A 23,976-nucleotide genomic window follows, 5' to 3' on the forward strand; every position below is an offset into this window, starting at 1 on the left:
GCGATTTATAGTTTGTTAGCTATCAAGAATATCACGTACACACCTTTCAAGTTCTTCGGGTAATCCCTTAATAGTAGTAAGATCCAATCCCCAGATCGCTTCGTTCGCCAGCAAACGGCGAACATCAGGTCTGCTTTGATCCTGCCAGCATACTTTGAACGCCTCCAAAGTCTCTGCGCTGTCACTCACCGGAAGACTTTCGCCCTTCCATTGCCCGCGATAGAAAACGATCAGGGCCGCAAAGACGTGCACTAATCGCTTCGGCAACTGTTGAGTAACCTTGTATCTATCCAATAACGTTGGAAGAAGGCGTGCGCGAAATTTTGAGACAGAATTCAAAGCAATGCTTTTCAGTTCGTGCTTGATTTCCGGATTGTGAAACCGCTCAAAAACCGCAGTGGCATATTCTTTAACCTCCGACTGCGGCAGAGGTATTGTCGGCAAGATTTCATCGGCGACAAGCTTATCAAGAAACTCCGACATCCATCTATCTTCAACAGCTTCCCGAACCGTGCGCAAGCCCCGCAGGTATCCCACCAGCGTCATTGCCGTATGCGCCCCATTCAATACTCTGACCTTACTGGTACGATAGGGGGTGAGGTCTGAAACAAATTTTACATTGAGCCCCACGCCATCCACGGGAAAAACATTATTCATTGAGGCATTGGCCTGGATTACCCAAAGGTGATATGGTTCTGCCGCGACTATCCGTTCATCCTTATAGCCTGTGCGTTCCATGATCTGCTGCGCATAGTCACCGGGATATCCTGTAACTATTCGATCAACAAGAGTATTTGAAAATGTACAGGCCTTGTTGACCCATTCTGCAAAACCTGAAGGCAAGCCCCAGTGTTTCGCGTATTGCAATACTATACTTCTCAGAACGTCTCCATTGTTTTCAATCAATTCGCAGGGTAGGAAAGTCAGTCCTTTCGAAACGTCTCCCTTGTACGTATTGAATCTCCGATAAAGCAGTTGCGTTACTTTTGCCGGGAATGAATCAGGTGGAGAGTCTTTATCAATATCACCCGGATGAAAGGTTATGCCAGCCTCCGTCGTGTTTGAAATAATCAACTGTAACGAAGGCACGTCGGTAATCGATATCAGTTTTTCATATTCACTGTATGGGTCAACGTATTGATCAAGACATGTAATAAGTCTTACATCATCAACACGTTTTCCGTTACTCAGCCCGCGCAGGACAACATGGTATCGCCCTTCCTGATCATCAGTTACAGCAGGACGGCCACGTCTGAGCGGCGCAACAGTAACAACACTTCCATGGAATGAGGCTTTCTCATTCAGGATATCGATCATCCAGTCTGCGAACCCTCTTAAGAAATTGCCATCGCCAAACTGCAAAACCTTTATTGGATAAGCGTCGGCTGGCGATGACTTCTTGTTAAGTTCTTTCACGGGTTACACATTAATGGTTGGATACAACGGAAACATCGGCGCTCTATGAATGCCAGGCTTTCCAGGAAATGAAAGATAGATGGTTTACAGAGAAACGCCTCGTTTCCAGGGGATGAAGTCATACTGCTCAAGCTCAACAGCCTTCGCTTTGACCTTTCCGCTGGCTACATCAATGATGAACTCAAGGATCTCCTCGCCAACCTGCTCAATTGATTTCTCCCCAGAGATAATTGCGCCGGTATTGAAATCAATAATATCAGGCATGCGTTGTGCGAGACGAGTGTTAGTTGACAATTTGATTACCTGCGAAACAGGATTGCCTGTCGGCGTGCCAAGTCCCGTTGTAAACAAAATGATTTGTGCTCCCGAGCCCGTTGTGCCTGTCGTGCTTTCAACATCATTGCCAGGTGTGCAAAGCAGATTAAGTCCAGGCTTTCGTATATACGTTGCATAGGGCAGCACGTCTGCAACGGGAGCGGTACCGCCTTTCTTTGCCGCGCCGGCAGATTTTATAGCATCTGTTATAAGCCCGTCTTTGATATTGCCAGGTGATGGGTTCATATCAAATCCTGATCCTACAGCAACTGCTGCATCGCTATAGGAGCGCATCAGTGTTATGAACCTTTCACCCGCTTCGTCATCGACGCAGCGATTGATAAGTTCCTGTTCTACTCCGCACAGCTCAGGAAACTCAGATAGAATAGTGCTGCCGCCGAGCGTCACCAAAAGATCAGACGTATGACCTATCGCGGGATTTGCAGAGATGCCTGAAAATCCATCGGAACCACCGCACTTCAATCCAACAACCAGCTTACTCAATGGCGCAGGCTGACGGCTGTTCTTATTAGCGTCGATCAGACCGAGAAAAGTCTGACGCAGTGCGTCAGATAATAGTTGTTGTTCTGTTCCGGAGTTTTGCTGATCAAGAATATGAACTGGCTTCAGTCCTTGCGGATCCAGCACCTTCAGTCTTTCCTGCAACGTTTTTATCTCGGCATTTTGGCATCCAAGACTCAGCACCGTCGCTCCGGCAACATTGGGATTGTGAATGTAGCCCGCAATAAGTGCGCACAACGTCTGAGCATCCTGACGTGTGCCGCCGCAGCCACCCTGATGCGTAAGGATGCGGATACCATCAACGTTTTTAAAGAGCTGTGCTGCCTTCGAATCTTTAGCAGGGCGCAACACTACTTCCGTGAATGCATCAGTTTTACCAGAGCGATAGTGATCAACAAGGTCATGGACGAAATCCTTGTAAGGATCAGGCTTCGAATAGCCGAGCTGATCAACGAGTGCATCGCTGATTGCTTCTACGTTTCGGTTCTCGCAAAATACGAGCGGCACTACGAGCCAGTAGTTTGCTGTACCCACCTGTCCGTCAGGTCTATGATAGCCATCGAAAGTGCGTCCCTTAAATTTGGAAACATCAGGAGGCGTCCAACTATAGTTTTTGGTGCGTCCACTATAAGGCGCAGACTTATGTTTGAGGTTATGAGTACCGATCACACCTCCTCTTGGAACGGGCAGCACGGCCCGGCCAACAAGTACACCATACATGATCACTTCATCGTCGACCTTGAGGTCGCGATCTGCAAACTTGTGTTTTGCGGCAATATCATCAACAAGCTGTACTGAAGTGTTATCCGGAAGTTGCAGTGTTTCACCTTTGCGCAAATCGGCCAGGGCAACATACACATTGTCATCAGGATGAATTTTGAGATATCTGGTAGTCATGGGGTAAATATCAATTATCTAGTAAATCGATTGCGCAGTTTGGATCAATTTTTATACCTTAAAAAACATTTTGCCTAAAAGCCCATAAATATCCACGGAAGAATGTCAGTAAGCAAGAAGGAAGTGCTCGTAAGGTTCAGGGATTCGGGCATAATTCCGGTGTTTTATCATCCAGATATAGATGTGCTTTTGCGGGTCATTTCCATTTGTCACAGCAGCGGTTTGCGTGTGTTTGAGTTTATGCATCAAAGAGACAATCGCGGCCTTAGATTCTTTTCCCACATCGCGGATCAATTGGAGCAATTTCCGGATATTTTATTGGGGGTCGGCACTGTACTGGATGCAACAATGACAGCGCGTTACATCGACGCAGGAGCGCAATTTATTGCATCGCCATTTCTTCGTCCCGACATGGGCCGGGTCTGCAATGAAAGAGATATCCTTTGGATGCCCGGATGTGCTGCCACTGAAGAGGTGGATCTTGCCGTTGATTTAAATGCGGCTGCGATCTGTGTGCTGCCCGGTAATATATTGGGGCATGAGTTCATTGCGCCAATAGCGAGACGTTATCCGGAGCTCGCGTTGCTGCCTTCGGGAATAAGTGATTTGCGGGAAAGCAGTCTTTCAAAATGGTTTGAGTCAGGTGCTCTGGCATTGAAAATTGGCCCGCAGATCTTTACGAAGGAGAATCTCGCAGCGAATAACTGGACGACCATAAAGAGCGATTTGACGGAATTGCTTCGACGGGTAAAACACATTCAGACGACGGTAAATCCAAACTAGTATAGGTGATGACACCCATTAGCACAGCATTATTATCCTATGGAATGTCCGGCGACATATTTCATGCACCATTGATTGCCGCACATGGAGGATTCAGATTATCAAAAATAGTTCAGCGCAAAGCCGCAACAGCGCAACGTCGCTATCCTTCAGTTGAAGTTGTGAACAACATTGATGATGTGCTTCGCGATAACAGCATCGAACTGGTAGTGGTTAATACTCCGAATGAAACGCACTATGATTTCACGGTACGGGTACTGGAAGCCGGAAAACATGCGGTAGTCGAGAAGCCGTTCGCAGTAACAACAAAGGAGGCTGACACACTCATCTCGCTGGCCCGAAAACACAATCGGATATTGACGGTTTTTCAAAACCGTCGGTGGGACGGTGACTTCTTAACATTGAAGCGTGTTGTCGAACAGCAACTTGTCGGCAGGATTGCAGAGTTTGAGCTTCATTATGACCGGTTTAGAAACTACATTGAGGCGAATACCTGGAAAGAGGAGACAGCTCCCGGCACCGGAATATTATATAACCTGGGCTCGCACATGCTGGATCAGGTACTGGTGCTGTTCGGGATGCCGCTGGAAGTGGATGCTCGCCTGGGCGCGCAAAGGCCAGGTGGTAAAGTGGATGACTTTTATGATATCCGGATGCAATACAGCACCTTCCATGTAATCGTTAAGTCAAGTTACCTTGTGCGGGAATCGATGCCGCGATATATTCTTCATGGTACGGAAGGTTCATATGTGAAGTTTGGTATTGATCCGCAGGAACAGGCATTGAAGGACGCGCGGACACCAGGATCACCAGGCTGGGGATCGGAACCACAATCGGCATGGGGTACAATTAATACAACTGTATCTGGCTTGCATGTTACCGGAACCATAGAGACAATACAGGGTAATTACCTCGCTTATTATAACAACGTTTTCGAGGCGATCCGAAACCAGGTACCTCTTGCTGTAAAGCCTGAGGAATCCAGGGATGTGATCAGATTGATTGAAGCATGCATGGAAAGTAACACGAAGCGTGCTGCGGTAAAACTTTAACAGATTCAATATTGAAGGATAGATGAGCAAGAAGGTAGTAACGATCGGCGAGATAATGATGAGGCTTTCGACCCCGGGATACGCGCGCTTTGTTCAGGCGGATAGCATGGACGTTGTGTACGCCGGATCAGAAGCTAACGTCGCCGTGTCGCTGAGTTTGTTTGGGATGCAGGCGGCGCATGTAACCCGTTTCCCGGAACATGATCTCGGCAGGGCAGCGACGCAGGCGCTCGAACGATATGGTGTTGATGTCAGGCATATTGCATATGGACCTGAAAGGATTGGAGTTTATTTCCTGGAGAACGGTGCAATGCAGCGCCCTTCAAGAATAATATATGACCGCTTTGATTCTGCATTCGCCAACATTAAGCTGGAACATGTAGACTGGGATGCCATACTGGATGGTGCTTCGTGGTTTCATTATACCGGGATAACCCCCGCTATCTCTCAGGGAGCCGCAGATGTATGTCTCGCCGGCGCGAAGAAAGCCCGTGCCAGGGGTATTAAGGTATCCGGCGACATCAATTACAGGCGCAATCTCTGGCAATACGGTAAAACCGCGCGGGATATAATGCCTGCATTAATAGAACAGACTGATGTTGTTGTCGCAGGAACAACAGATTTTGAAAATTGCGCCGGAATATCTGGAACCGATTTCACAGATACATGCAGGCGTGCCATTGAAGCTTTTCCTAACATAAGCAAGATCACGTCGACGCATAGAGAATCCGTTAGCTCATCGCATAACCGGATGCGCGCACAGCTGTGGGATGGTCGCACGTTGTATACTTCGAGGGAATACGACTTAACTCACATAGTGGATCGTGTAGGCACAGGCGATGCGTACATGGCAGGACTCATTTACGGCTGGCTGAATGAGAAGAGTGATCAGCAGACACTCGAATTTGCAATAGCCGCATGTGCACTGAAACACTCTGTACCAGGCGACGTCAACCTGGTTACGGTTGCTGAAGTGGAGGCGCTTCAATCTGGTGAAAACGTAGGGAAATTATTGAGATAGGAATATCATGAGTTTTACAAACGAACAAATCGTGCAGACAATGAAATCAACGGGAGTGGTACCGTTGTTTACGCACGACGATGCCGAAGAGGCAAAGCAGGTATTAAAGGCCGCCTATGACGGGGGCGTTCGCGTGTTCGAGTTTACGAACAGGCGAAAGAACTCCTTTGAAGTATTCGTACAACTGTTGCACTATGCAAAACAGTTTCCTGACCTGATGCTGGGCATAGGCACGGTGATGGATGCGACAACTGCCAAACGCTTCATCGAAGCTGGTGCGCATTTTATTATTGCACCGATCCTGAAAGTTGACATGGGAGAAGTTTGTCGCGCCTACGACCGGCCATGGCTTCCCGGATGCGCAACACTCACGGAGATTGTTACTGCCCGCGATCACGGTGCGCAGATTATTAAAGTGTTTCCGGGGTCCGTGTTGGGCCCAGGGTTTGTCTCAGCAATCATGCCCGTAGTTCCTGATATTCAACTCATGATCACTGGTGGTGTCGAGCCCAACGAAAAGAGCCTGGCCTCATGGTTCAATGCCGGGGCTGCCTGCGTTGGCCTTGGATCATTGCTGTTTACCAAAGAGATTATGCAAAACAAGGACTGGCCAGCGCTTACAGCAAAAGTGAAAGAAGTACTTGCATTGGCTCAGAAGGTGAGAGGCAAATAGTCATCCGTCTTTCATCACCGTACAGAAACTTTCATAGCAGTGGAATTATCAAAGCAGTCGCCGGGACATTATCGATGGGTTGTATGCGCGTTGATCTTTTTTGCAACGACTATCAATTACATAGATCGCCAGGTGATTGGTCTTTTGAAACCCACGCTTGAGCAGGAATACAACTGGACAGAATCTGATTACGGTAACATTGTAATGGCATTCAGTGCGGCCTATGCCCTGGGCTTGCTGTTGTTTGGACGTATCGTTGACAAGATTGGAACGAAGATGGGTTACACCGTCTCGGTACTGTTCTGGAGCATTGCCGCGATGCTGCATGCAGCCGTTCGATCTACTGTTGGCTTTGGCGCTGTGCGTGCGTTCCTCGGAATCAGCGAGGCCGGAAATTTTCCAACTGCAATCAAAGCCACTGCCGAGTGGTTCCCTAAACGTGAAAGAGCCTTCGCGACAGGTATATTTAATTCAGGTACAAACATTGGTGCAGTCATCGCTCCCATAGTAGTACCATGGATGCTCGGTGCATTTGGATGGCGCTCGGCGTTTCTATGGACTGGCGCCATCGGATTTATCTGGCTGATCTTTTGGTGGATTTACTATGAAGTTCCTGAGCGACAAAAGCGCCTCTCGAAAGCAGAGTACGATCTCATACACAGCGACAATGAATTGCAGGAACCAGGTGTGAAGAAAGAAAGTGTGCCGTGGAGAAAGCTGTTAGGCATTCGTCAGACTTACGCCTTCGTATTTGGCAAGCTGCTTACCGATCCTATATGGTGGTTCTTTTTGTTCTGGTTGCCTTCATATTTTGCTGAAGCATATAACATCGATCTGAAAAAGCCCAATCTGCATCTGGTGATCGTATACACCGCGACCACTATAGGTAGCGTTGGTGGAGGCTTTCTCTCTTCGTATCTCATTAGGAAAGGGTGGCCGGTATTCAGAGCAAGAAAGCTATCGATGCTTTTCTTTGCCATTGCCGTCACACCTATCATGCTCGCACCGAATGCCACTAACGTCTGGGTTGCTGTGGGTCTTATCAGTCTCGCGGCCGGAGCTCATCAGGCATGGAGTGCGAATATTTTTACCACGGTGTCAGACATGTTCCCAAAGCATGCCGTCAGTTCAGTTGTGGGCATCGGTGGAATGGCTGGTTCAATCGGAGGGATGCTGTTCCCATTGTTAGTCGGCAGACTGCTGGATCACTATGAAGCGCTTGGTAACATTGTAACTGGCTACAATATACTTTTCGTGATCTGTGGATTTGGCTACCTCATCGCATGGACAATCATGCATTTTCTGGCGCCACGTATGGAGCAGGTAAAGCTTTGATCGACGAGATTGACTGGAGGCGATTCATATTCGATACGCCACACTTGAGCCGTTCATAAGCGGAACGCCTTAGATGGCATCGGGACCTTTCTCTCCCGTCCTGACGCGAATCACTTGTTCCAGCGGCATAATGAATATTTTTCCGCTTCCTACGAGACCCCCTTCATTTGCCCGTGTGGCACTTAGTATTGCGTTGCACGTGGGGTCGACGAAGTTGTCATTCACAGCGATCTCAAGTCTGATGTTTGGAACGAGATTGGGTATCACCACCTGACCCCGGTAGATCTCTTCCGTTTCTTCGCGCTTGGCGCGACCATGGCCTGACACGTGACTTACGGTGATCCTCGTAATGCCTGCATCTATAAGAGCTTCTCTTACCTGGTCGAGTTGATTTTCGCGGATGATAGCTATGATGAGTTTCATCGTGTCTGAACTAGTTAGGATTTGTCATACCGTAGCCACGCTCACCGTGGTAGTGATTGTCGAGACCCTGCATTTCAGCTTCAGCTGATGACCGCAGCGGTACAATCTTGTTCAATATGAAAAGGATCAGCAAGGTACCCAGGCCCGCATAGGCAATGGCGATGCCAACAGCAAGCGCCTGCACTCCGAGTTGTTGAATAACGGACCAGCTACCGGCCGCTGCTGCCGCCTCGTTCATCCACGAATCACGAATGAAGAACGTCAGGAAAATGGCCCCGACAATTCCTCCCACACCATGTATACCAAACGCATCGAGGGTGTCATCATAATGCAATTTCTCTTTTAGCTGGATTGCCAGGTAGCAAATGATTGTCGCCAGTATTCCTAATGCCATCGCACCGCCCGGCTGCACAACGCCGGCAGCGGGTGTAATGGCTACCAGACCGGATAGCACACCACTGGCGAATCCGAGTGCTGTTGCCTTTCCGCGATGGAAACCTTCGATAATGATCCATGCCAACGCACCGGCTGCAGCAGCAACCTGAGTTGCCGTTAACGCCTGTGCCGTGCTCAACCCACTGGCGATGCTGCTTCCGGCATTAAAACCAAACCAACCCACCCACAAGAGACCGGCGCCTATCATCGTCATCACGAGATTGTTAGGGCGCATCGGCAAGTGAGGAAACGACTTCCTTGCACCCAGATAAATCGCAGCAACTAAACCGCTAACGCCTGCCGAAATATGCACGACAGTTCCGCCGGCAAAATCAATAGCGCCCTTCGCTCCGAGATTGAAAAGAAATCCGTCGCTGGCCCAAACCCAATGACAGAGTGGATTATAAATCAGCAAACCCCAGAGGGCTATAAAGATGCAGTAGCTCTTAAACGAGACTCGCTCAGCAAAAGCTCCGGCAATCAGGGCCGGAGTGATAATCGCAAACTTTGCCTGGAACATCGAGAACACATATTCAGGAATGCCGGCGGGCATTATCGTCTCGTCAATTCCGGACAAGAGAAAGTAATCGGAATTCCAGCCGAACCAGCCACCCAGAATGTTGGGGCCAAATGCCATTGCGTAGCCGCAAACAACCCAGAGTACAGTCATGATGCCCATCGCGGCAAAGCTGTGCATCATGGTGCCCAGCACATTCTTAGTGCGCACCAATCCGCCGTAAAACATCGCCAGGCCCGGAATCATTAGCAATACCAGTGCTGCAGAAGTTAACATCCACGCAGTTGCCCCTGAATCAATTGCCGGTGGTGCATCCTGTGCCAGCAAATCAGAGGGAGCAATCAACATAATGAGCAAGATCAGACCAGGCAGTACGCGTCGCGTAAGTTTCATGGGGAAGTTCTGTCGGTTTGTTAGAGTAAGTTGAAGGTAAATTAAAGTAGTTTGCCACGCATTAGCAATTGTTAAAAACGCCGGACTGTGGTTAATTGACAGCAGAGCATTTACATTGCACGGTTCCCTGGAGGTGAAATCGTTTGAAGTGCTGTACGGGGAGCAATACGCGGCGATTGGGCCTGAAAATAAAATTAGGAATGATGATGGATTCAACTTCGTTTGTGAGAGTTCCCTACGATACAATGGTAGACCGTTTTCGCAGCATACTGGTTAGCGTCGGCTTTGAAGCCGGTAAAGCCGATGAGTGCGCTTCAATCTTTGCCACGAACAGTTTGGAAGGTATATATACCCATGGAGTCAACAGGTTCCCGAGGTTCATAGAGTATGCAAAGGCCGGGCACATTAAAGTTGACGCAGTTGCCTCGCGGGCAGGAGGTACAGGCGCACTGGAACAATGGGATGGGCATCGCGGCCCTGGTCCGATTAACGCATTGATTGCCACCGACCGTGCGGTCGAACTTGCCCGCCAGCAGGGCATGGGTTGTGTTGCATTGGCCAATACAAATCACTGGATGAGAGGAGGTACTTACGGATGGAGGGCGGCTCGAAACGGATGTATCTTCATTGGCTGGTCCAATACAACTGCGAACATGCCCACGTGGGGTGCCATAGATCCAAAACTTGGAAATAACCCGATGGTGATCGCCGTACCCTATAATAATGAAGCGATCGTTCTCGACATGGCAATGTCTCAGTATTCCTTTGGCGCTCTCGACTATTACATAAAGAAAAATCAACAACTTCCCGTTCCGGGAGGATATACAAGCGCGGGCGTGCTCACAACCGATCCTGAAGAGATCAGAGATTCGCAGCGGATCTTACCGATTGGCTACTGGAAGGGCGCAGGCCTGTCATTGCTGCTCGATATAGTAGTGACGCTGTTGTCGGGTGGCCAGTCCGTTGCAGGCATTTCCAAACAGCCGGCAGAGACATCACTGTCACAGTTGTTCCTGGCGATTGATGTTACCAGAGTGGCTGATTTTCCGGCAATAAACACGGCCATCACTGCAATACTCGACGACTATCATGCATCAGTGCCTGAAGGCACTTCGAAGATTCTTTATCCAGGCGAACGCGTATTGGCCACGAGAGAAGAAAATCTTTCACAAGGCATACCCGTCATGAGAACTCTGTGGGAAAGCATTGAGAGGCTTTAGCCGTCATTTGTCCTGTCACTCGAGTTCCCCGCCTGTCATATTGGACCTGCTACTCATATCTGAGCGTCGTGGCGGGATTCGTCTTTGCTGCCCGGATCGTTTGTGTACTTACGGTGATCAACGCCACGGCTATTGCCGCCAGCGCAGAAACGATGTACACAACTACGTTCATCGTGATATGGTAGGCAAAACTGCTTAGCCATTCATTCATGAAATACCATGCAATCGGCCACGCAATAACATTCGCGATTACAATAAGCACGACTATCTCCCTGGAGAGTAATCCGAGTATGCTGCCAACAGAAGCTCCCAGTACTTTTCTTACTCCGATTTCTTTAACGCGCTGAGCTGCATTGAAGGTTGCCAGTCCGAAAAGCCCAAGGCAGGCAATAAGAATAGCAAGACCCGCAAAGATTATGAAAAGCTGACTTTGCTTTTGCTCCGCCTCGTAAAGGTTCTTGTATTGCATGCTCAGGAATTCATACTCAAAGGGCCGGTTAGGCATAAACTCCTGCCACACGCGGGCAATTGATTCGATGCCATTCTGCGGGTTGTTCCCGGTGAGCTTCACTGACAAACGACTGAAGAAAGGACCATTCTGAAACACTAGCGGGACAATGGGTTCGTGCAGTGATTCAAAGTGAAAGTCTTTCACCACACCAATCACCTTGCCTTTTACATCGCCATAATGAAATTCTTTATCAATGATATTCTCATTGGTCAGGCCGAGCATTGATACAGCGGATTCATTCAGTATGAAGGACGCTGAATCATCGTTCACCCTCTCTTTCGAAAAGTCTCGCCCTGAAGCAAAATCGATTTGATACGTACTGAAAAAGTCGTGGTCGATCCGGATATTCTTCAGCACTACGCCACTTTCAGAAAGGCTGTTACCTTTTTGAACGCGCGCAGAACCTTGTGAATCAAGCAGGCGACCAGTCGGAATTCGTGATGACCTCGCAGCGTTAGCGATCGAAGCATCTTTGGTAAGCTCGTTGAAAAAGGCCTCATAGTTTGCTGCCACCTCCGGATAGTAACGAAGTGTTATGATCTGGTCCTTTTGATAGCCAAGTTCGCGATTGTTCAAATAGCTCAATTGACTCAATGTGATGGCTGTTGCAATGATCAGCACAATCGACACGGCAAACTGAGCAACCACCAATGCCTTGCGAAGAAATCCTTTTCCTCCGCCGGAGGTTTGCTGACCTTTTAATACCAGAGCCGGCTTAAAGCCCGACAGAACAAATGCCGGATAAATTCCAGCCAATATCCCAACCGTTATTGTAAAGCCTACAAGTCCTCCAAAAAGGATGAAGTCATTCACCGGATTCAGAACCATGGATTTGCCTGTAAACTCATTCAGCCAGCCAATCGACAAAAAGCTGAAAGCCATGGCGAACACAAATGCCAATCCGGCAATAAGAATGGATTCGCTCAGATACTGACCAATGAGCTGAGCTTTAAATGCGCCGACCGCCTTTCTCAGCCCGACTTCTTTCGCCCGTTTCGAAGCACGCGCCGTTGACAGATTAACAAAGTTAAAACAGGCAATAAGAATGATGAACACGGCAATGACAGCCATCATATAAACGTTATTGATGTTGCCATTTGCTTCAAGTTCTGAATCCAGATGCGATGTCAAATGAATATCTGTAACCTTTTGTAGAAATAGCGTCGTCCATGTTGAAGTCTTCGGCTCCGAAGGATCGTCTGATTTCATATGGCGATCAAGAAATGCCGGGAATTGCTTCTCGATGGCTTTAATGTCCAATGGTTTGGAAGCGAGGATATAGGTAGCAAATGAGTTGTTGCCCCAATTGGTTTCAAGGCGCCGCCTTCCGTAGATCGTTGTGTCATTCAATGTGGAGAACGATGCAAAGATCTCTGGGTGAAAGTGAGATTGTTTTGGGAACTCCTTGAAAATCCCACCCACAACCATATCAAATGTACCGTTTACCCGTAGCGTCTTGCCGAGGGGATTTTCATTCCCGAAGTACTTCTTAGCTGACTTTTCAGACATCATCAGGCTCATTGGTTCCGACAACACCTTGGCCGGATCTCCTTCTGCAACTGAAATGGTGAATATTTTGAACAGCTCCGGCTCGGCAAAAAAGAAATTGTCTTCATTGAATGATTTCTTTACCTCTGCGTTGTCCTGGTACGACATCGTTACCCTGTTATTCAGCGTCCGGGCTACCTCTTCAAAGTCACCAAAATCATTTTTCAACAACGGGCCGAATGGAGGGGCGACGTGGCCAAGATGCAGATTCACTGACCCATCTTTCGAAAGGAAGTTCCGCGTAACCCGGTACATGCGATCAGCATGTGCATTGTATTTGTCATATTCTAGTTCGTCGCGGATAAAGAGTGTAATAAGCAAGGCGCAAGTCATGGCAAGAGCGAGGCCAAATATGTTTATGAATGCGCTGAGTTTATTTCGGACAATAGCGCGGAAAGCGACGGTGAGGTAGGTCCTGATCATATGTGGTAATGTCGGTGAAGCTTTCGGTTGCGATTCAAAGATCGTGCAAGCCGGGAATACAGTGATTTTCGCTGTTTACGTCGGAAAATTCTTACGCACCTGTTCGATTTTGTTCAGCATGCGGTCGGAATAGGGCGTTTTTTCGGAAGCCCCCGGATTGCAACCTGCGTCCTTTTTCAGGTTTTTCACCAGCGCTATGCGGAGGTTGAGAATGACAAAATGTTTTACATTGCAGGCTGCGGGATTAATTGATCTTCTCCTTACATGGCTATCCAGGTCGACGACAAGAAAGTATTTTCTCTGCTTGAGGTGACGAACAGCGTCCGAAAGACTATCGCTGAGCGCTACCAAAGCACGTTCTGGGTGAAGGCGGAAATGAATAAGCTGAATCATTACACCTATTCAGGACACTGCTACCCTGAACTCGTTGAAAAGAACAATGGCCGGGTGGTCGCTCAGCTCAGAGCTAGTTTATGGAAGGACGACTACATCCGTGCAAATGCGAAATTCCTTCAAGCCCTCGGCGAGCCATTGAAGGATGGGATTTCAATCCTGTTCGAGGCAAGTCTTGGCTTTGATCCGGTCCACGGATTTAGTCTTCGCATTATCGATATCGATCCGATCTTTTCTCTTGGCGCACTGGAGCGCGAAAGGCTGGAGTCCATCGCGCGACTTAAGGCGATGGGCATATTTGACAAGAACAAACACTTGAAGTTCCCAACATTGCCGAAACGTATCGCCGTGATCTCCGTGGAGACAAGCAAGGGCTATTCCGACTTTATGAAAGTAATTGAGGGGAATCCATGGGGCTATCGTTTTTCATGCTTCCTTTTCCCTGCACTTTTACAAGGCGATCGTTCAGTTGATTCGATATTGACGCAGTTGCAGCGCATTCGAAAAGTGTTACATCATTTCGATGTAGTAGCGCTAATCAGGGGAGGAGGAGGCGACGTTGGACTGTCTTCATATAACAGTTTCCGCCTGGCATCGGAAGTGGCGCGCTTTCCAATACCCCTGATGACAGGTATAGGACACTCCACGAATGAGACAGTCGTTGAAATGGTTGCTCACCGGAATGCAATTACACCGACTGAGTTGGGAGACTTCCTCATTCAAAGACTTCATGAGTTTGCCGCGCCTGTTGCCCGCGCAACAGAAATAATAGCAGATCGTTCACGCCGGTTGCTGCTCGATGAGTCACGTCATTTCGATCAAACGGTACGCTCATTCCGCAGGGCAACCATCAATGTGTTGAATGGCCAGCATCGCGAATTGCAAAATATTGCAAAAGGAATTTCTCAAAGTTCTCTGTTTTCGCTTAGAAGAACTGGCGACAGGAATGATAGATTGGCAGAAGCACTTAGACGTTCTGTAATGTCATTTATTCAGCATCAGCGAATCGAACTGACGGGCTGGGAAAAGACAATAGGAGTAATGGATCCCGTACATGTTTTAAAACGAGGATTCACAATCACAACCGTGAAAGGCAAGGTCGTCAAGAGTGTGGGCGAATTGAACATTGGTGATACACTGATTACAACTGCGGCCGATGGATCGGTCACCAGTCAGATAGTTTCAAAAGATGAGCATGCATGAGTGAGCAGCAAAAATATACCGAAGCGTTCGAAGAACTTCAGCAGATCGTTTCAGAGATTGAACACGGTCAGATCTCTGTCGATGAACTTTCACAGAAGGTCAAGCGGGCTACCGTGTTGATTAAGATATGCCGGGAAAAGCTTACGACCACAGAAGCGGACGTAAGTCAGATATTGAAGGAACTTGAAGAGTGATGAAACCTTCGCTCACTTTCGGTCTTACACACGTTGCAATCGCGGTTAGGGATCTGCAAAGAACGAAAGCGTTCTATCAGCGCATTTTTGACATGGAGCTGATGTACGACGAGGCGACGTTTATCCAACTAACAACTCCCGGTGCGAACGACGTCATTGTATTTGAGCAAAATGAATCAGTGAACCCGAACACTGGCGGTATTGCCCACTTTGGATTTAGACTCAGAAGTCCTGATAGTATAGGAGAGATAGAGATCAGGATCATGGAAGCGGGCGGTACAATAATTCAAAGCGGTGAATTCGTACCAGGCTCTCCCTATGTTTTCTTCAAAGATCCCGACGGATATACTGTGGAGGTCTGGTATGAACTTCCAGTAGGCTGATCCGACAAAACTTAACAGGTAATCCTTCACAGCTGATGTGAACCCAAGCATCGCACTTCACTATCTAAACGGGAAGCCAACATTAACATAACCATATACGCTATTTGATTCTGCGCTGTACATCGCAGAAACGGAGATCGGCCCTATACCAGAATCATATCCAATCGACAGTGCACCTCCATTCAGGAATGAGGCTGATTTGAACTGATTATTGATATTCAAAAAGTCGTACACTGCGGTATTGATACGCGCGGTGGCGTAAAGACTTCGGGAGATCTGATACTGCAGGCCTAGCATCAGAACGCTCACACTATGGGTATTCACCATATATTCCTTAAGTCCTGAGAAGGGTATCTGATTGCGGACAAAGTCATTGATGCCGCCAATATTCCAGAAGTTAATGTATGCACTTGAAGAGTTAAAATTGATTGCCGTGTTGAATTGTGTAAGCAGTGTGAACCTTTGTGATAAAGGCAGGAAATTTTCCGCTTTAAAATGCAGACGAGGGTAGGCGTTTAATGATGTGTCGGTTTCAACTAGTTCTCCGTTCTCGGCTACTTTAATTGGAGAAGGGCGCTGGTTGTATACGAGTCCGAACCGTCCATCGATCCTCCATCCTCGTGTTGAAAAGTTCCGTTTGTTTAATGTATTGTGTTTGTAGAATAGGTAACTCTCCAGGTAGGTATTCTCCGCCTGTACGGCGATGTCGGCTGCGATCTTTGGCTTCAGGCGAAAGTTCTCAATGGTTGTGCCAACGCCGATGGCTGAGCTGAAACCAAAAGTTCGCTGTATTCTCAAATCGAAGTTCGTAGTGCGGCTGCGATAAAGATATTGTTGATTAAAGTTTTCGTAAAACGGGAAGTTGAAAGTCTCGTGATAGAACGAAGCGATGAGATTTGCGTTGTCCTTCTTGCCAATCAATTGATTTTGTTCAAGCAGTAACCTGAAATTTTCGCTCACATTCATCTTAACTGTTGCTTTGGAACGATCGAAAATAAAGTTCTTGATTTCACCTCCCAGTATCAGTGCAACATCACTAAAGGTGTGATAATGGATACCTGCCTTAACATATACCTGGGGGCGCTCGAGAACATTGAAAGCAAGAGTGGCATGTCCCTTCGTGGGATTGGGATGCCATTCATAGGCTATACGATTGTAGTTTCGGGATCCGTAAACCCGGCGAATAGCGTGACCTACTTCAATGCCGTCGTATGATTTGCCAGGTTCAAGTGCAAGTCTGTTTTTGAATGACCTGTTCGTTGTATGCTGCAAACCCAATATCCTGATACTATCAACGGCGACTTGCTTTACGACAGGTAACCGGTTTTCAATGGGCTTATAATTGGGATAGACAGAACGCAAAGAGTCTGCAAGTTTTTTAAATACCGGGTAATACTTCTTTCCCGTTTCCTTCCCAATGTCAATAATTGTTTGTGCGCTGGCGAAGCTGGCGGCGCTGTAGTCACTGAGGGGAGGTTCGATCAATACATTGCATAGCTGTTTTTCATGTTCGAAGTCATCAGCATCTTTATAAAAACCAATCTGATACAGTATATCCAGTACAGAATTAAGTTTATCAGCTGTTGCAAGTCCCTGAGATAAGTTGACGCCAATCACATATTCGGCGCCCATGTCTTTTACGTCGCGTACAGGGAAGTTGCGTACTATGCCTCCGTCAACCAGCTTAGTATCCTTGTAGTCGATAGGAGTGAACACTGAAGGGATTGCCATGCTGGCACGGATGGCCGTAACGAGCTCTCCCTGGTCGAGCACTACCGCTTTGCCGGTCGCTATGTCTGTTGCAACACATCGAAAGGGAATGCTGAATCGTGAGAAATCTTTGATGTCGTAGATCGGGAGAAACAACTCCTGGAATTTCAGCCATATTTCCTGTCCTTCGATTATGCCACCCCGTATTTTGAATTTTCCTTTTTGAACAGGGACTTCAAGTGCATAATTATCGAATTCAGTCTTTTCATCAATGTTAACGGTACGCATAGACGGCTTTCCGCTGAACAGAACATTCCAGTCCAGTTCACGTGCGATTTTTTCAATGTCTTTGCCAGAGTATCCGGCAGCGTACAGAGAGCCAACGATGCTACCCATACTCGTACCGGTGATGCAATCGATACGAAGTCCCGCGCTGTCAAGTGCTTCCAGTATGCCAATGTGGGCCAGCCCTTTGGCACCTCCGCCACTTAAGGTCAAGCCGATTTTCGGTTGCGCTGCAAGTGAAAACTCTGCCAAAAGCAATATCACTACGAAAATACTTCTCATGAGGGCGGCAGTTGTATTCCTGCAGGCATGAAAATACAAAAAAGGAATCGCCTAAGTTTAAAAGAAGGCAGCGGCAGCTATTCTGGCATTTCGCGTGCTATTCTGACATATCGCGCTGCATAGGGAGACTATAGATGGGTTTGCCTGTTGCATTGAGCATGGCATTTCGAATTGCAGGCGCAATGCCGATGATGGGAGTTTCCCCGGCACCGGCAGGTGTACGGTCCTTTCTGTCAACCATAATAACGCTGATTTTGGGAATGTCAGAAAACCTTGGTACCCGGTATGTCGAAAACGACGGATTGAGAATTTTCCCTTCGCGAAATGAAATTGATTCAAACATGGCACCACCCAAGCCCTGGATCACGGAGCCAACAATTTGATTTTCCAGATGTGAAGGGTTGATAATAGCTCCGCATTCAAACGCTACGGATACACGCACTACACGGGCAAGGCCGCTATCTGCGTCTGTTCGTACTTCGGCACATGTTGCCACGACACTCCCTTTTTCTTCCCCGCACCCGATACCAATGCCGGAATTTGGTGCTGGTTTCCATCCGCTCCAGTTGAAATCCTTAGCCGCAGCATTGAGAACGGCAATGATGCGTTCGTTCGTGAGATTTTGAAGCCGAAACTTCAGCGGATCCAGTTTCAACTGTCTCGAAAGATCATCTATAATACACTCGCGCGCGAAGGTGTTTGCTGTTGATGCAAGGCCGCGATAGGAACCCTGCCGAAGCGGTGACTCGCAGGCATGATATTGTGTGTGACGTTCGGCAACTTCATAAGGTGCTTCAATGCCTGAAGGCCCGGAGTTATAATTGTGAAACTCCCAGCTCAGGAGTTTGCCATCGTTAGATGCCGACGCCTTCACATCGATTACCCCGGCTGGTCGGAAGTAAGCCCATGTAAATTCCTCTTCCCTGGTCCAAACAACTTTTACCGCCTTTCCCGAAGCCTTCGCTAGTATTGCGGCTTCGATGCCAGCCTCGCCTGAATGTTTACCGCCATAGCCGGAACCTGTGTCGGGCATGATGACGCGGATCTTTTCCTTGGGTACTTGAAAAACTTCGGCAAGATCTTCCTGTACACCAAAAGGGCGCTGCGTTCCTGTCCAAACCGTTAATAAATCATTAGACCATTGGGCCAGCCCCGCTCTTGGCTCAAGCGGAGCATGTGCTATATAGTCAACAGTAAAAGACTTATCAATTGAAACAGGTGCTTTAGCAAAGGCCGCATTTAGTGAAGAGGGGACCGCTTTTCCCGCTGCTTCCTGTTTTGACTTCAGATAGTTAAATATGTTTTCGTGTGAAGGCTGCGCTGACACCGTACTCCACTGCGCTTTAATAAGCCTGGCAGCACGGTCCGCAACCCGATGGCTAGGGGCGCAGACTCCGACAAAGTCACCGTCGCGGAACACCTTCACGCCAGGAATCGCTTCGGCCGCGCTGTAGTCGATGCTTACTAAACGACTTCCGTATGATGCAGGCCGCAACACTTTGCCGTATAGCATATCGGGAAGGCGCATATCCGATACATAGCGATGCTTTCCGGTAATGAACGTTTCTCCTCTGACTTTGGAGATTGACTTGCCGGCAATCGACCATTTTGAAACCGGTTTAACAGCAATATCTTCACGGATGCGCTCGAGCATTTTCTTCCCTTCGGTGAGCGACCCAAAAGTTGCAGATTGTTTTGACGAAGCATGTATCACCTTGCCGTCCTCAGTGGTCAATGATTCGGTATTGACCTTCCACTTTCTTGCGGCGAGCTCCAGCAAATGCTGACGCGCTGTTGCTGCTGCCTTCCGAAGCTGAGGACCCATGTAAGGTATTGATCGGCTACCGAAGGTGCCTCTGTCGAAAGGAGTAAGAGCAGTATCACCCATAATCATTTCAATACTCTCCATTGGAACATCGAGTTCTTCCGCTACTATTTGAGCGAGCGATGTACGTATGTTCTGTCCAACTTCTGCCTTGCCCGTAAGCACGGTGATTTGTCCGTTCGCTCCGATATGTATCCATGATTCAAGTTCGGAATCTTCAGCCAGCGTGACCCCACCTTCGCCGTGCACATTCACTGCCGTGAAAAGTACTGCGAGACCGCCTCCCATTATTTTCAGGAAGCTTCGACGCCTGATCGCAGCGCATTGCCTGATACCAGTGCTTTTTACGACTGAGAATTCGTTTGGCTCCTGTAACACCACTGACTTTTCTAGTTCCGTTGTTATCTGCATAGATTCCGTCAGCGATTGGGTGATGTTATGTTCTTTCATAAAACATCAGCGTTGGTTGGTCGATGCTTCCTTAATAGCGCGCATAATTCGGGGATGCGTCCCACAACGGCAAATGTTCCCTTGCATACCCACTCTTATTTCGTCTTCGGTGGGTTGAGGATGTTTCTTCAACAGAGAAGTTGCCGCTACGATCATACCACTCGCGCAGTAACCACATTGGAAAACATCGACCGATAAGCATGCCCGTTGTACCGGGCTGAGCTCGTTCATACCGATCCCTTCAATGGTGGTGATCTGCTTTCCTACCACAGATCCAACCTTCGTGATGCAGGACGGAGTGGCAACGTCATTGATCAGAACTTTGCAAGCGCCGCAGGCACCTTCACCACAGCCGTACTTGCTGCCTGTCAGGTCGAGATCTTCGCGTAACACAGAAAGCAAACTGTCGTCAGGCTGAGCATCAACCTGGTAAGGTTTTTTATTGATGTACAATTCCATAGCAGAAGCGATTAGAATTAGTGACTCACCAGAAGGTAGTGAAGCTAATACTTATCGCGCTCAGAAGCTATCACTATTGTTTAACAGGCCCCGCTTTGATGTGGGGCGAAAAAGTCACACCTTAGTCCGGGATCCGCAGTCAAGCAGCGGATCATTAACAATATGAATTCGAGACGCCTCGTCAGGATAACATTTCCGATCATATTACTAATCGGAATATACTTCATTGGCTCGTCACCAGACAGACCGACATATAACCCCAACCTGCCAACGGTACCCGCAGACGCCGACGGATTAGAGCGGTATGTTGCTAACGAAGAAGCAAACCATAAGCTGAAGCCAGACAATAATGCGGTGATCATTTGGAATGATAGCGCACGTGTGAAAACGAAGTATTCGGTTGTGTATCTCCACGGGTTCAGCGCAAGCAGAATGGAAGGAGATCCGGTTCACCGCGACTTTGCCAAAAAGTTTGGAATGAACTTGTACCTGGCACGTCTCTCAGATCACGGCGTTGATACGACAGAAGCATTATTGCAGTTTACACCCGATCGGCTTTGGGAATCTGGTAAGAACGCACTTCAGATTGGTAAGCAGCTTGGGGAAAAGGTAATACTTATGGGGACATCAACGGGAGCATCGCTGGCATTGATGCTGGCTGCTCAATATCCCGACGATGTTTATGCACTAATCAACCTGTCTCCCAACATCGAAATCAACAATGGCGCTGCGTTTGTTGCGAACAATCCCTGGGGTCTTAAGATTTCGCGACTGGTGATGGGGGGTAACTACAACAACACAGGCGGAAGTGAGGACGAGGCCAAATATTGGAATACACGTTATCGCCTGGAAGCAGTAGGGCAGCTTCAGGAATTGCTGGAAACATCGATGAATGACAAACTATTTCGACGTGTCAAACAACCCTCACTTACACTGTACTACTACAAAGACGAAGAGAATCAGGATCGGACCGTACGGGTAGACGCGATCCTAAGGATGGAAAAGGAATTGGGAACACCGGATGATTTGAAGGAGGCAATAGCCATACCCACAGCAGGTGGGCACGTTCTGGGATCATCGGTGGTTTCGAAAGATATTCCTGCAGTGGAAGCTGCAATTGAAAAGTTCGCCATTGAGAAGCTGAAGCTCGAGCCCCGCTAGTGATGATCGATCATCTGTGCGGCCTTGTCAAGGTCGGCCGGAGTATCAATCGCGAAAGTCTCTGTTTGAGTTTCAACTACTGTTACACGGAAACCGTTCTCCAGCCATCGAAGCTGCTCTAATGATTCCGCTTTTTCGAGCAGAGAGACTGCCAGTCCTGAAACCTCCTTCAGGATATCGCAACGGTAAGCATACATGCCGACGTGCTTGAAAAAAGTGTGCCTCTCAAGCCATTGTTCCTGAGGAGCTTTGTTAATGAAAGGGATCATTGATCTGCTGAAATACATGGCCTCTCCTCTGGTATTGACTACAACCTTTGCTTCGCTTGGATTGACAAGTTCATCCAGGGAATCGATCGTTTTGACAAGTGTGGCAATTTCCGTCTTACCATCAAGGGCAGCAGCGAGCAGATCGATTTGTTCCGGTTGAATAAACGGTTCATCACCCTGAACGTTGATCACATAGTCATAGGGTTCAGCTTGCAGCGTGAGTGCCTCATAGCAACGGTCCGTCCCACTGGCATGATCTGCGCGCGTCATGCAGACTTCGCCACCGAAGGACTTTACGTGATCAAATATTTCCTGATGATCTGTCGCCACCACGACTTTGGACAACAATTTGGATTTGCTGGTTTGCTCATAGACCCGCTGAACCATTGATTTCCCTTTTATCATAACCAACGGTTTGGCTGGCAGACGAGTAGATGCATATCGCGAAGGTATGATGCCCAGTATTTTCATAGCCAAACTTAATCATTCTGAAGTGGTCTCACCAGCAGTCCGGAACCCGATTTTGACAGAACTTCGATAGAACTGCCAGCCTCTACATATTCGCCCCGTGTAAAAGCGTCGTAAATCTGATCGCCTATTTTGACTTTTCCTGCCGGACGAAGGACTGTAAAAGCTATTCCTCGTTCTCCTGCCAGTGTTTCCGGAAGGACATTCGACGTGTATCCTGCCGACGACTGCTGAGTAGTAGTCAACGCCACACGTTTAAAGAATCTCGTGTTCACCAGTTGCGCGCTACCAACAAAAAACAGCACAACCCCTCCCAGAAGTCCGCCAACAGCAGCGGCCATAGCATACAGGACGTCATTCATCCGGACGAATTCAAAATCAAATGCCTCGTTATTGACCATAATGAGAACTAATGCCATGATCGTTACGACAATACCTGCAAATCCGGCCACGCCAAATCCCGGGATCACAAAAATCTCGAGGGCAAGCAATCCAAGTCCAACAAAAAAGGCGATGATTTCCCAGTTCTCAGCAAGACCATTCAAATAGTATGGCACGAGGTAAAGTAATAATGCCACCAATGATGCCAGTCCGGCGAAGCCTAGTCCCGGCGCCTGCATTTCAAAGTATATCCCTCCGAGAATAATCAGAATGAGAACACCACTGATAAAGGGATTCAGAAAGAATGCGATAATCCGATCTGCCCTACTCAGTTCAAATTGATCGAGGGTAAAATCGGCGACGTTATTCTTTTCGAGGATGTCTTTTATGCTGTTCACCTTTCCCTCGCAGTAGCCGTATTGAATAGCTTCTGTGGTTGAGAAAGTTATGACCTGCCCAGGCTTCTTCAGGCTATCCAATTCAACAGCCTCATCAACCATTGCCTCTGCGATAGTTGGATTTCTATGGTTCTCTTCTGCAGTAGCACGCATGATTGCCCGCATATAAGATTGATACTTGTCCGGCGCCCGCTCTCCGCTGCCGTCTACAACGGTAGCGGCACCTATTGAAGCCCCCGGTGACATATAAATGCTGTCGCAGGCAATCGCTATGAGTGCGCCGGCCGAAGCGGCATCCGAGTTGATGAAAATCCAAATTGGTTTCTTTTGATCCATCAGCTGATCAACAATATCCTTGGCATCAGTCAGGACACCTCCATAGGTGTCCATGTCGATGATAATAATATCAGCATCTGTTTCATCGGCGTGCTTCAGCGCAAGTTGCACATACCGTGTCATGCGAGGGTCGATCTCGTTTTTGATTTCCATGGTCATGACTTTCTTCTGCTGCGCCTGGAGAGTGAAAGTATCCAGGAGGCAAACCATGAACGAAATGAACAGGAAAGGAATGGAGGAACGCATACCGAATGTAAATGAAAAACCCTGATTACCTTGCATAAAATTAAGTCTA

Annotated in this window: 20 protein-coding genes; 10 read left to right on the plus strand and 10 right to left on the minus strand. The window is 48.1% G+C overall.

Translation table 11 applies throughout. The features are described from left to right. Positions 1-15: 15 nt before the first annotated feature. Both WBG78_RS14705 and WBG78_RS14710 read right to left on the minus strand, forming a co-directional pair. Entirely contained in the window at positions 16-1,416 is a 1,401-nt protein-coding gene (locus WBG78_RS14705) for a tagaturonate reductase (protein WP_337327202.1), read from the minus strand. An 84-nt stretch (positions 1,417-1,500) separates the two neighbouring features. Continuing rightward, positions 1,501-3,150 carry a UxaA family hydrolase gene (locus WBG78_RS14710; RefSeq protein ID WP_337327203.1) on the minus strand — a complete coding sequence of 550 codons (1,650 nt, stop codon included), beginning with the start codon at positions 3,148-3,150 and terminating at the stop codon, positions 1,501-1,503. A 102-nt stretch (positions 3,151-3,252) separates the two neighbouring features. Between WBG78_RS14710 and WBG78_RS14715 the strand changes: the two genes are divergently transcribed. The 5 genes from WBG78_RS14715 to WBG78_RS14735 are packed head-to-tail and all read left to right on the plus strand — an operon-like array spanning position 3,253 to position 8,014. Beyond that, positions 3,253-3,933 carry a hypothetical protein gene (locus tag WBG78_RS14715; protein WP_337327204.1) on the plus strand — a complete coding sequence of 227 codons (681 nt, stop codon included), beginning with the start codon at positions 3,253-3,255 and terminating at the stop codon, positions 3,931-3,933. An 8-nt stretch (positions 3,934-3,941) separates the two neighbouring features. Beyond that, on the plus strand, positions 3,942-4,985 hold the full coding sequence (locus WBG78_RS14720; RefSeq protein WP_337327205.1) for a Gfo/Idh/MocA family oxidoreductase: 1,044 nt from the start codon (positions 3,942-3,944) through the stop codon (positions 4,983-4,985). 22 nt (positions 4,986-5,007) lie between these two features. Next, positions 5,008-6,006, plus strand: coding sequence for a sugar kinase (locus tag WBG78_RS14725; protein ID WP_337327206.1), 999 nt, complete (start codon positions 5,008-5,010; stop codon positions 6,004-6,006). Positions 6,007-6,046: 40 nt separating this feature from the next. Beyond that, the gene (locus tag WBG78_RS14730) at positions 6,047-6,679 is read left to right on the plus strand and encodes a bifunctional 4-hydroxy-2-oxoglutarate aldolase/2-dehydro-3-deoxy-phosphogluconate aldolase (protein WP_337327207.1); all 633 of its coding nucleotides are present in this window, start codon (positions 6,047-6,049) and stop codon (positions 6,677-6,679) included. Between the two features lie 39 nt (positions 6,680-6,718). Continuing rightward, positions 6,719-8,014: an MFS transporter gene (locus WBG78_RS14735; protein WP_337327208.1), complete on the plus strand. Its 1,296-nt coding sequence runs from the start codon at positions 6,719-6,721 to the stop codon at positions 8,012-8,014. A 69-nt stretch (positions 8,015-8,083) separates the two neighbouring features. On the opposite strand, the gene WBG78_RS14740 is transcribed toward WBG78_RS14735, so the two are convergent. After that, positions 8,084-8,437 (minus strand): P-II family nitrogen regulator, encoded by a 354-nt coding sequence (locus WBG78_RS14740; protein WP_337327209.1) that lies wholly within the window; start codon positions 8,435-8,437, stop codon positions 8,084-8,086. Positions 8,438-8,447: 10 nt separating this feature from the next. Then, entirely contained in the window at positions 8,448-9,782 is a 1,335-nt protein-coding gene (locus tag WBG78_RS14745; RefSeq protein WP_337327210.1) for an ammonium transporter, read from the minus strand. A gap of 200 nt (positions 9,783-9,982) precedes the next feature. Between WBG78_RS14745 and yiaK the strand changes: the two genes are divergently transcribed. Continuing rightward, entirely contained in the window at positions 9,983-11,002 is a 1,020-nt protein-coding gene (yiaK, locus tag WBG78_RS14750; protein ID WP_337327211.1) for a 3-dehydro-L-gulonate 2-dehydrogenase, read from the plus strand. A 49-nt stretch (positions 11,003-11,051) separates the two neighbouring features. Here yiaK and WBG78_RS14755 read toward each other — a convergent pair whose 3' ends face one another. After that, the gene (locus tag WBG78_RS14755; RefSeq protein WP_337327212.1) at positions 11,052-13,484 is read right to left on the minus strand and encodes an ABC transporter permease; all 2,433 of its coding nucleotides are present in this window, start codon (positions 13,482-13,484) and stop codon (positions 11,052-11,054) included. A gap of 264 nt (positions 13,485-13,748) precedes the next feature. On the opposite strand from WBG78_RS14755, the gene xseA reads away from it, so the two are divergent. From xseA to WBG78_RS14770, 3 genes are read left to right on the plus strand one after another with little or no spacing between them, the layout of a single operon-like run. Further along, complete coding sequence (gene xseA, locus WBG78_RS14760) at positions 13,749-15,080, plus strand: exodeoxyribonuclease VII large subunit (RefSeq protein WP_337327213.1); 1,332 nt, start codon at positions 13,749-13,751, stop codon at positions 15,078-15,080. Next, positions 15,077-15,274, plus strand: a complete 198-nt coding sequence (gene xseB, locus WBG78_RS14765) for an exodeoxyribonuclease VII small subunit (protein WP_337327214.1) — start codon at positions 15,077-15,079, stop codon at positions 15,272-15,274. Before xseA ends, xseB begins: the two co-directional genes overlap by 4 nt. After that, on the plus strand, positions 15,274-15,657 hold the full coding sequence (locus WBG78_RS14770) for a VOC family protein (RefSeq protein ID WP_337327215.1): 384 nt from the start codon (positions 15,274-15,276) through the stop codon (positions 15,655-15,657). Before xseB ends, WBG78_RS14770 begins: the two co-directional genes overlap by 1 nt. Positions 15,658-15,717: 60 nt before the next feature. Here WBG78_RS14770 and WBG78_RS14775 read toward each other — a convergent pair whose 3' ends face one another. The 3 genes from WBG78_RS14775 to WBG78_RS14785 form a co-directional block, all read right to left on the minus strand. Next, on the minus strand, positions 15,718-17,934 hold the full coding sequence (locus WBG78_RS14775; protein WP_337327216.1) for a patatin-like phospholipase family protein: 2,217 nt from the start codon (positions 17,932-17,934) through the stop codon (positions 15,718-15,720). A gap of 97 nt (positions 17,935-18,031) precedes the next feature. Further along, the gene (locus WBG78_RS14780; protein WP_337327217.1) at positions 18,032-20,209 is read right to left on the minus strand and encodes a xanthine dehydrogenase family protein molybdopterin-binding subunit; all 2,178 of its coding nucleotides are present in this window, start codon (positions 20,207-20,209) and stop codon (positions 18,032-18,034) included. A 6-nt stretch (positions 20,210-20,215) separates the two neighbouring features. Beyond that, positions 20,216-20,668, minus strand: coding sequence for a (2Fe-2S)-binding protein (locus WBG78_RS14785; RefSeq protein WP_337327218.1), 453 nt, complete (start codon positions 20,666-20,668; stop codon positions 20,216-20,218). Between the two features lie 162 nt (positions 20,669-20,830). On the opposite strand from WBG78_RS14785, the gene WBG78_RS14790 reads away from it, so the two are divergent. Beyond that, on the plus strand, positions 20,831-21,829 hold the full coding sequence (locus WBG78_RS14790; protein ID WP_337327219.1) for an alpha/beta hydrolase: 999 nt from the start codon (positions 20,831-20,833) through the stop codon (positions 21,827-21,829). On the opposite strand, the gene kdsB is transcribed toward WBG78_RS14790, so the two are convergent. Beyond that, positions 21,826-22,569 carry a 3-deoxy-manno-octulosonate cytidylyltransferase gene (gene kdsB / locus WBG78_RS14795; RefSeq protein ID WP_337327220.1) on the minus strand — a complete coding sequence of 248 codons (744 nt, stop codon included), beginning with the start codon at positions 22,567-22,569 and terminating at the stop codon, positions 21,826-21,828. The genes WBG78_RS14790 and kdsB overlap by 4 nt on opposite strands. Before the next feature lie 8 nt (positions 22,570-22,577). After that, positions 22,578-23,963 (minus strand): NfeD family protein, encoded by a 1,386-nt coding sequence (locus WBG78_RS14800; RefSeq protein WP_337327221.1) that lies wholly within the window; start codon positions 23,961-23,963, stop codon positions 22,578-22,580. Positions 23,964-23,976: the final 13 nt, after the last annotated feature.

Source organism: Chryseolinea sp. T2 (assembly GCF_037203685.1).
GTDB lineage: Bacteria > Bacteroidota > Bacteroidia > Cytophagales > Cyclobacteriaceae > Chryseolinea.

What these genes read in the sequence shown, in the direction of transcription:
- yiaK (WP_337327211.1), top strand. Translation starts at nt 9,983, where the DNA reads ATGATGATGGATTCAACTTCGTTTGTGAGAGTTCCCTACGATACAATG.
- xseA (WP_337327213.1), top strand. Translation starts at nt 13,749, where the DNA reads ATGGCTATCCAGGTCGACGACAAGAAAGTATTTTCTCTGCTTGAGGTG.
- WBG78_RS14755 (WP_337327212.1), bottom strand. Translation starts at nt 13,484, where the DNA reads ATGATCAGGACCTACCTCACCGTCGCTTTCCGCGCTATTGTCCGAAAT.
- WBG78_RS14710 (WP_337327203.1), bottom strand. Translation starts at nt 3,150, where the DNA reads ATGACTACCAGATATCTCAAAATTCATCCTGATGACAATGTGTATGTT.
- WBG78_RS14720 (WP_337327205.1), top strand. Translation starts at nt 3,942, where the DNA reads ATGACACCCATTAGCACAGCATTATTATCCTATGGAATGTCCGGCGAC.
- kdsB (WP_337327220.1), bottom strand. Translation starts at nt 22,569, where the DNA reads ATGAAAATACTGGGCATCATACCTTCGCGATATGCATCTACTCGTCTG.
- WBG78_RS14800 (WP_337327221.1), bottom strand. Translation starts at nt 23,963, where the DNA reads ATGCAAGGTAATCAGGGTTTTTCATTTACATTCGGTATGCGTTCCTCC.
- WBG78_RS14740 (WP_337327209.1), bottom strand. Translation starts at nt 8,437, where the DNA reads ATGAAACTCATCATAGCTATCATCCGCGAAAATCAACTCGACCAGGTA.
- WBG78_RS14725 (WP_337327206.1), top strand. Translation starts at nt 5,008, where the DNA reads ATGAGCAAGAAGGTAGTAACGATCGGCGAGATAATGATGAGGCTTTCG.
- WBG78_RS14780 (WP_337327217.1), bottom strand. Translation starts at nt 20,209, where the DNA reads ATGAAAGAACATAACATCACCCAATCGCTGACGGAATCTATGCAGATA.
- WBG78_RS14770 (WP_337327215.1), top strand. Translation starts at nt 15,274, where the DNA reads ATGAAACCTTCGCTCACTTTCGGTCTTACACACGTTGCAATCGCGGTT.
- WBG78_RS14730 (WP_337327207.1), top strand. Translation starts at nt 6,047, where the DNA reads ATGAAATCAACGGGAGTGGTACCGTTGTTTACGCACGACGATGCCGAA.
- WBG78_RS14775 (WP_337327216.1), bottom strand. Translation starts at nt 17,934, where the DNA reads ATGAGAAGTATTTTCGTAGTGATATTGCTTTTGGCAGAGTTTTCACTT.
- xseB (WP_337327214.1), top strand. Translation starts at nt 15,077, where the DNA reads ATGAGTGAGCAGCAAAAATATACCGAAGCGTTCGAAGAACTTCAGCAG.
- WBG78_RS14790 (WP_337327219.1), top strand. Translation starts at nt 20,831, where the DNA reads ATGAATTCGAGACGCCTCGTCAGGATAACATTTCCGATCATATTACTA.
- WBG78_RS14715 (WP_337327204.1), top strand. Translation starts at nt 3,253, where the DNA reads ATGTCAGTAAGCAAGAAGGAAGTGCTCGTAAGGTTCAGGGATTCGGGC.
- WBG78_RS14785 (WP_337327218.1), bottom strand. Translation starts at nt 20,668, where the DNA reads ATGGAATTGTACATCAATAAAAAACCTTACCAGGTTGATGCTCAGCCT.
- WBG78_RS14745 (WP_337327210.1), bottom strand. Translation starts at nt 9,782, where the DNA reads ATGAAACTTACGCGACGCGTACTGCCTGGTCTGATCTTGCTCATTATG.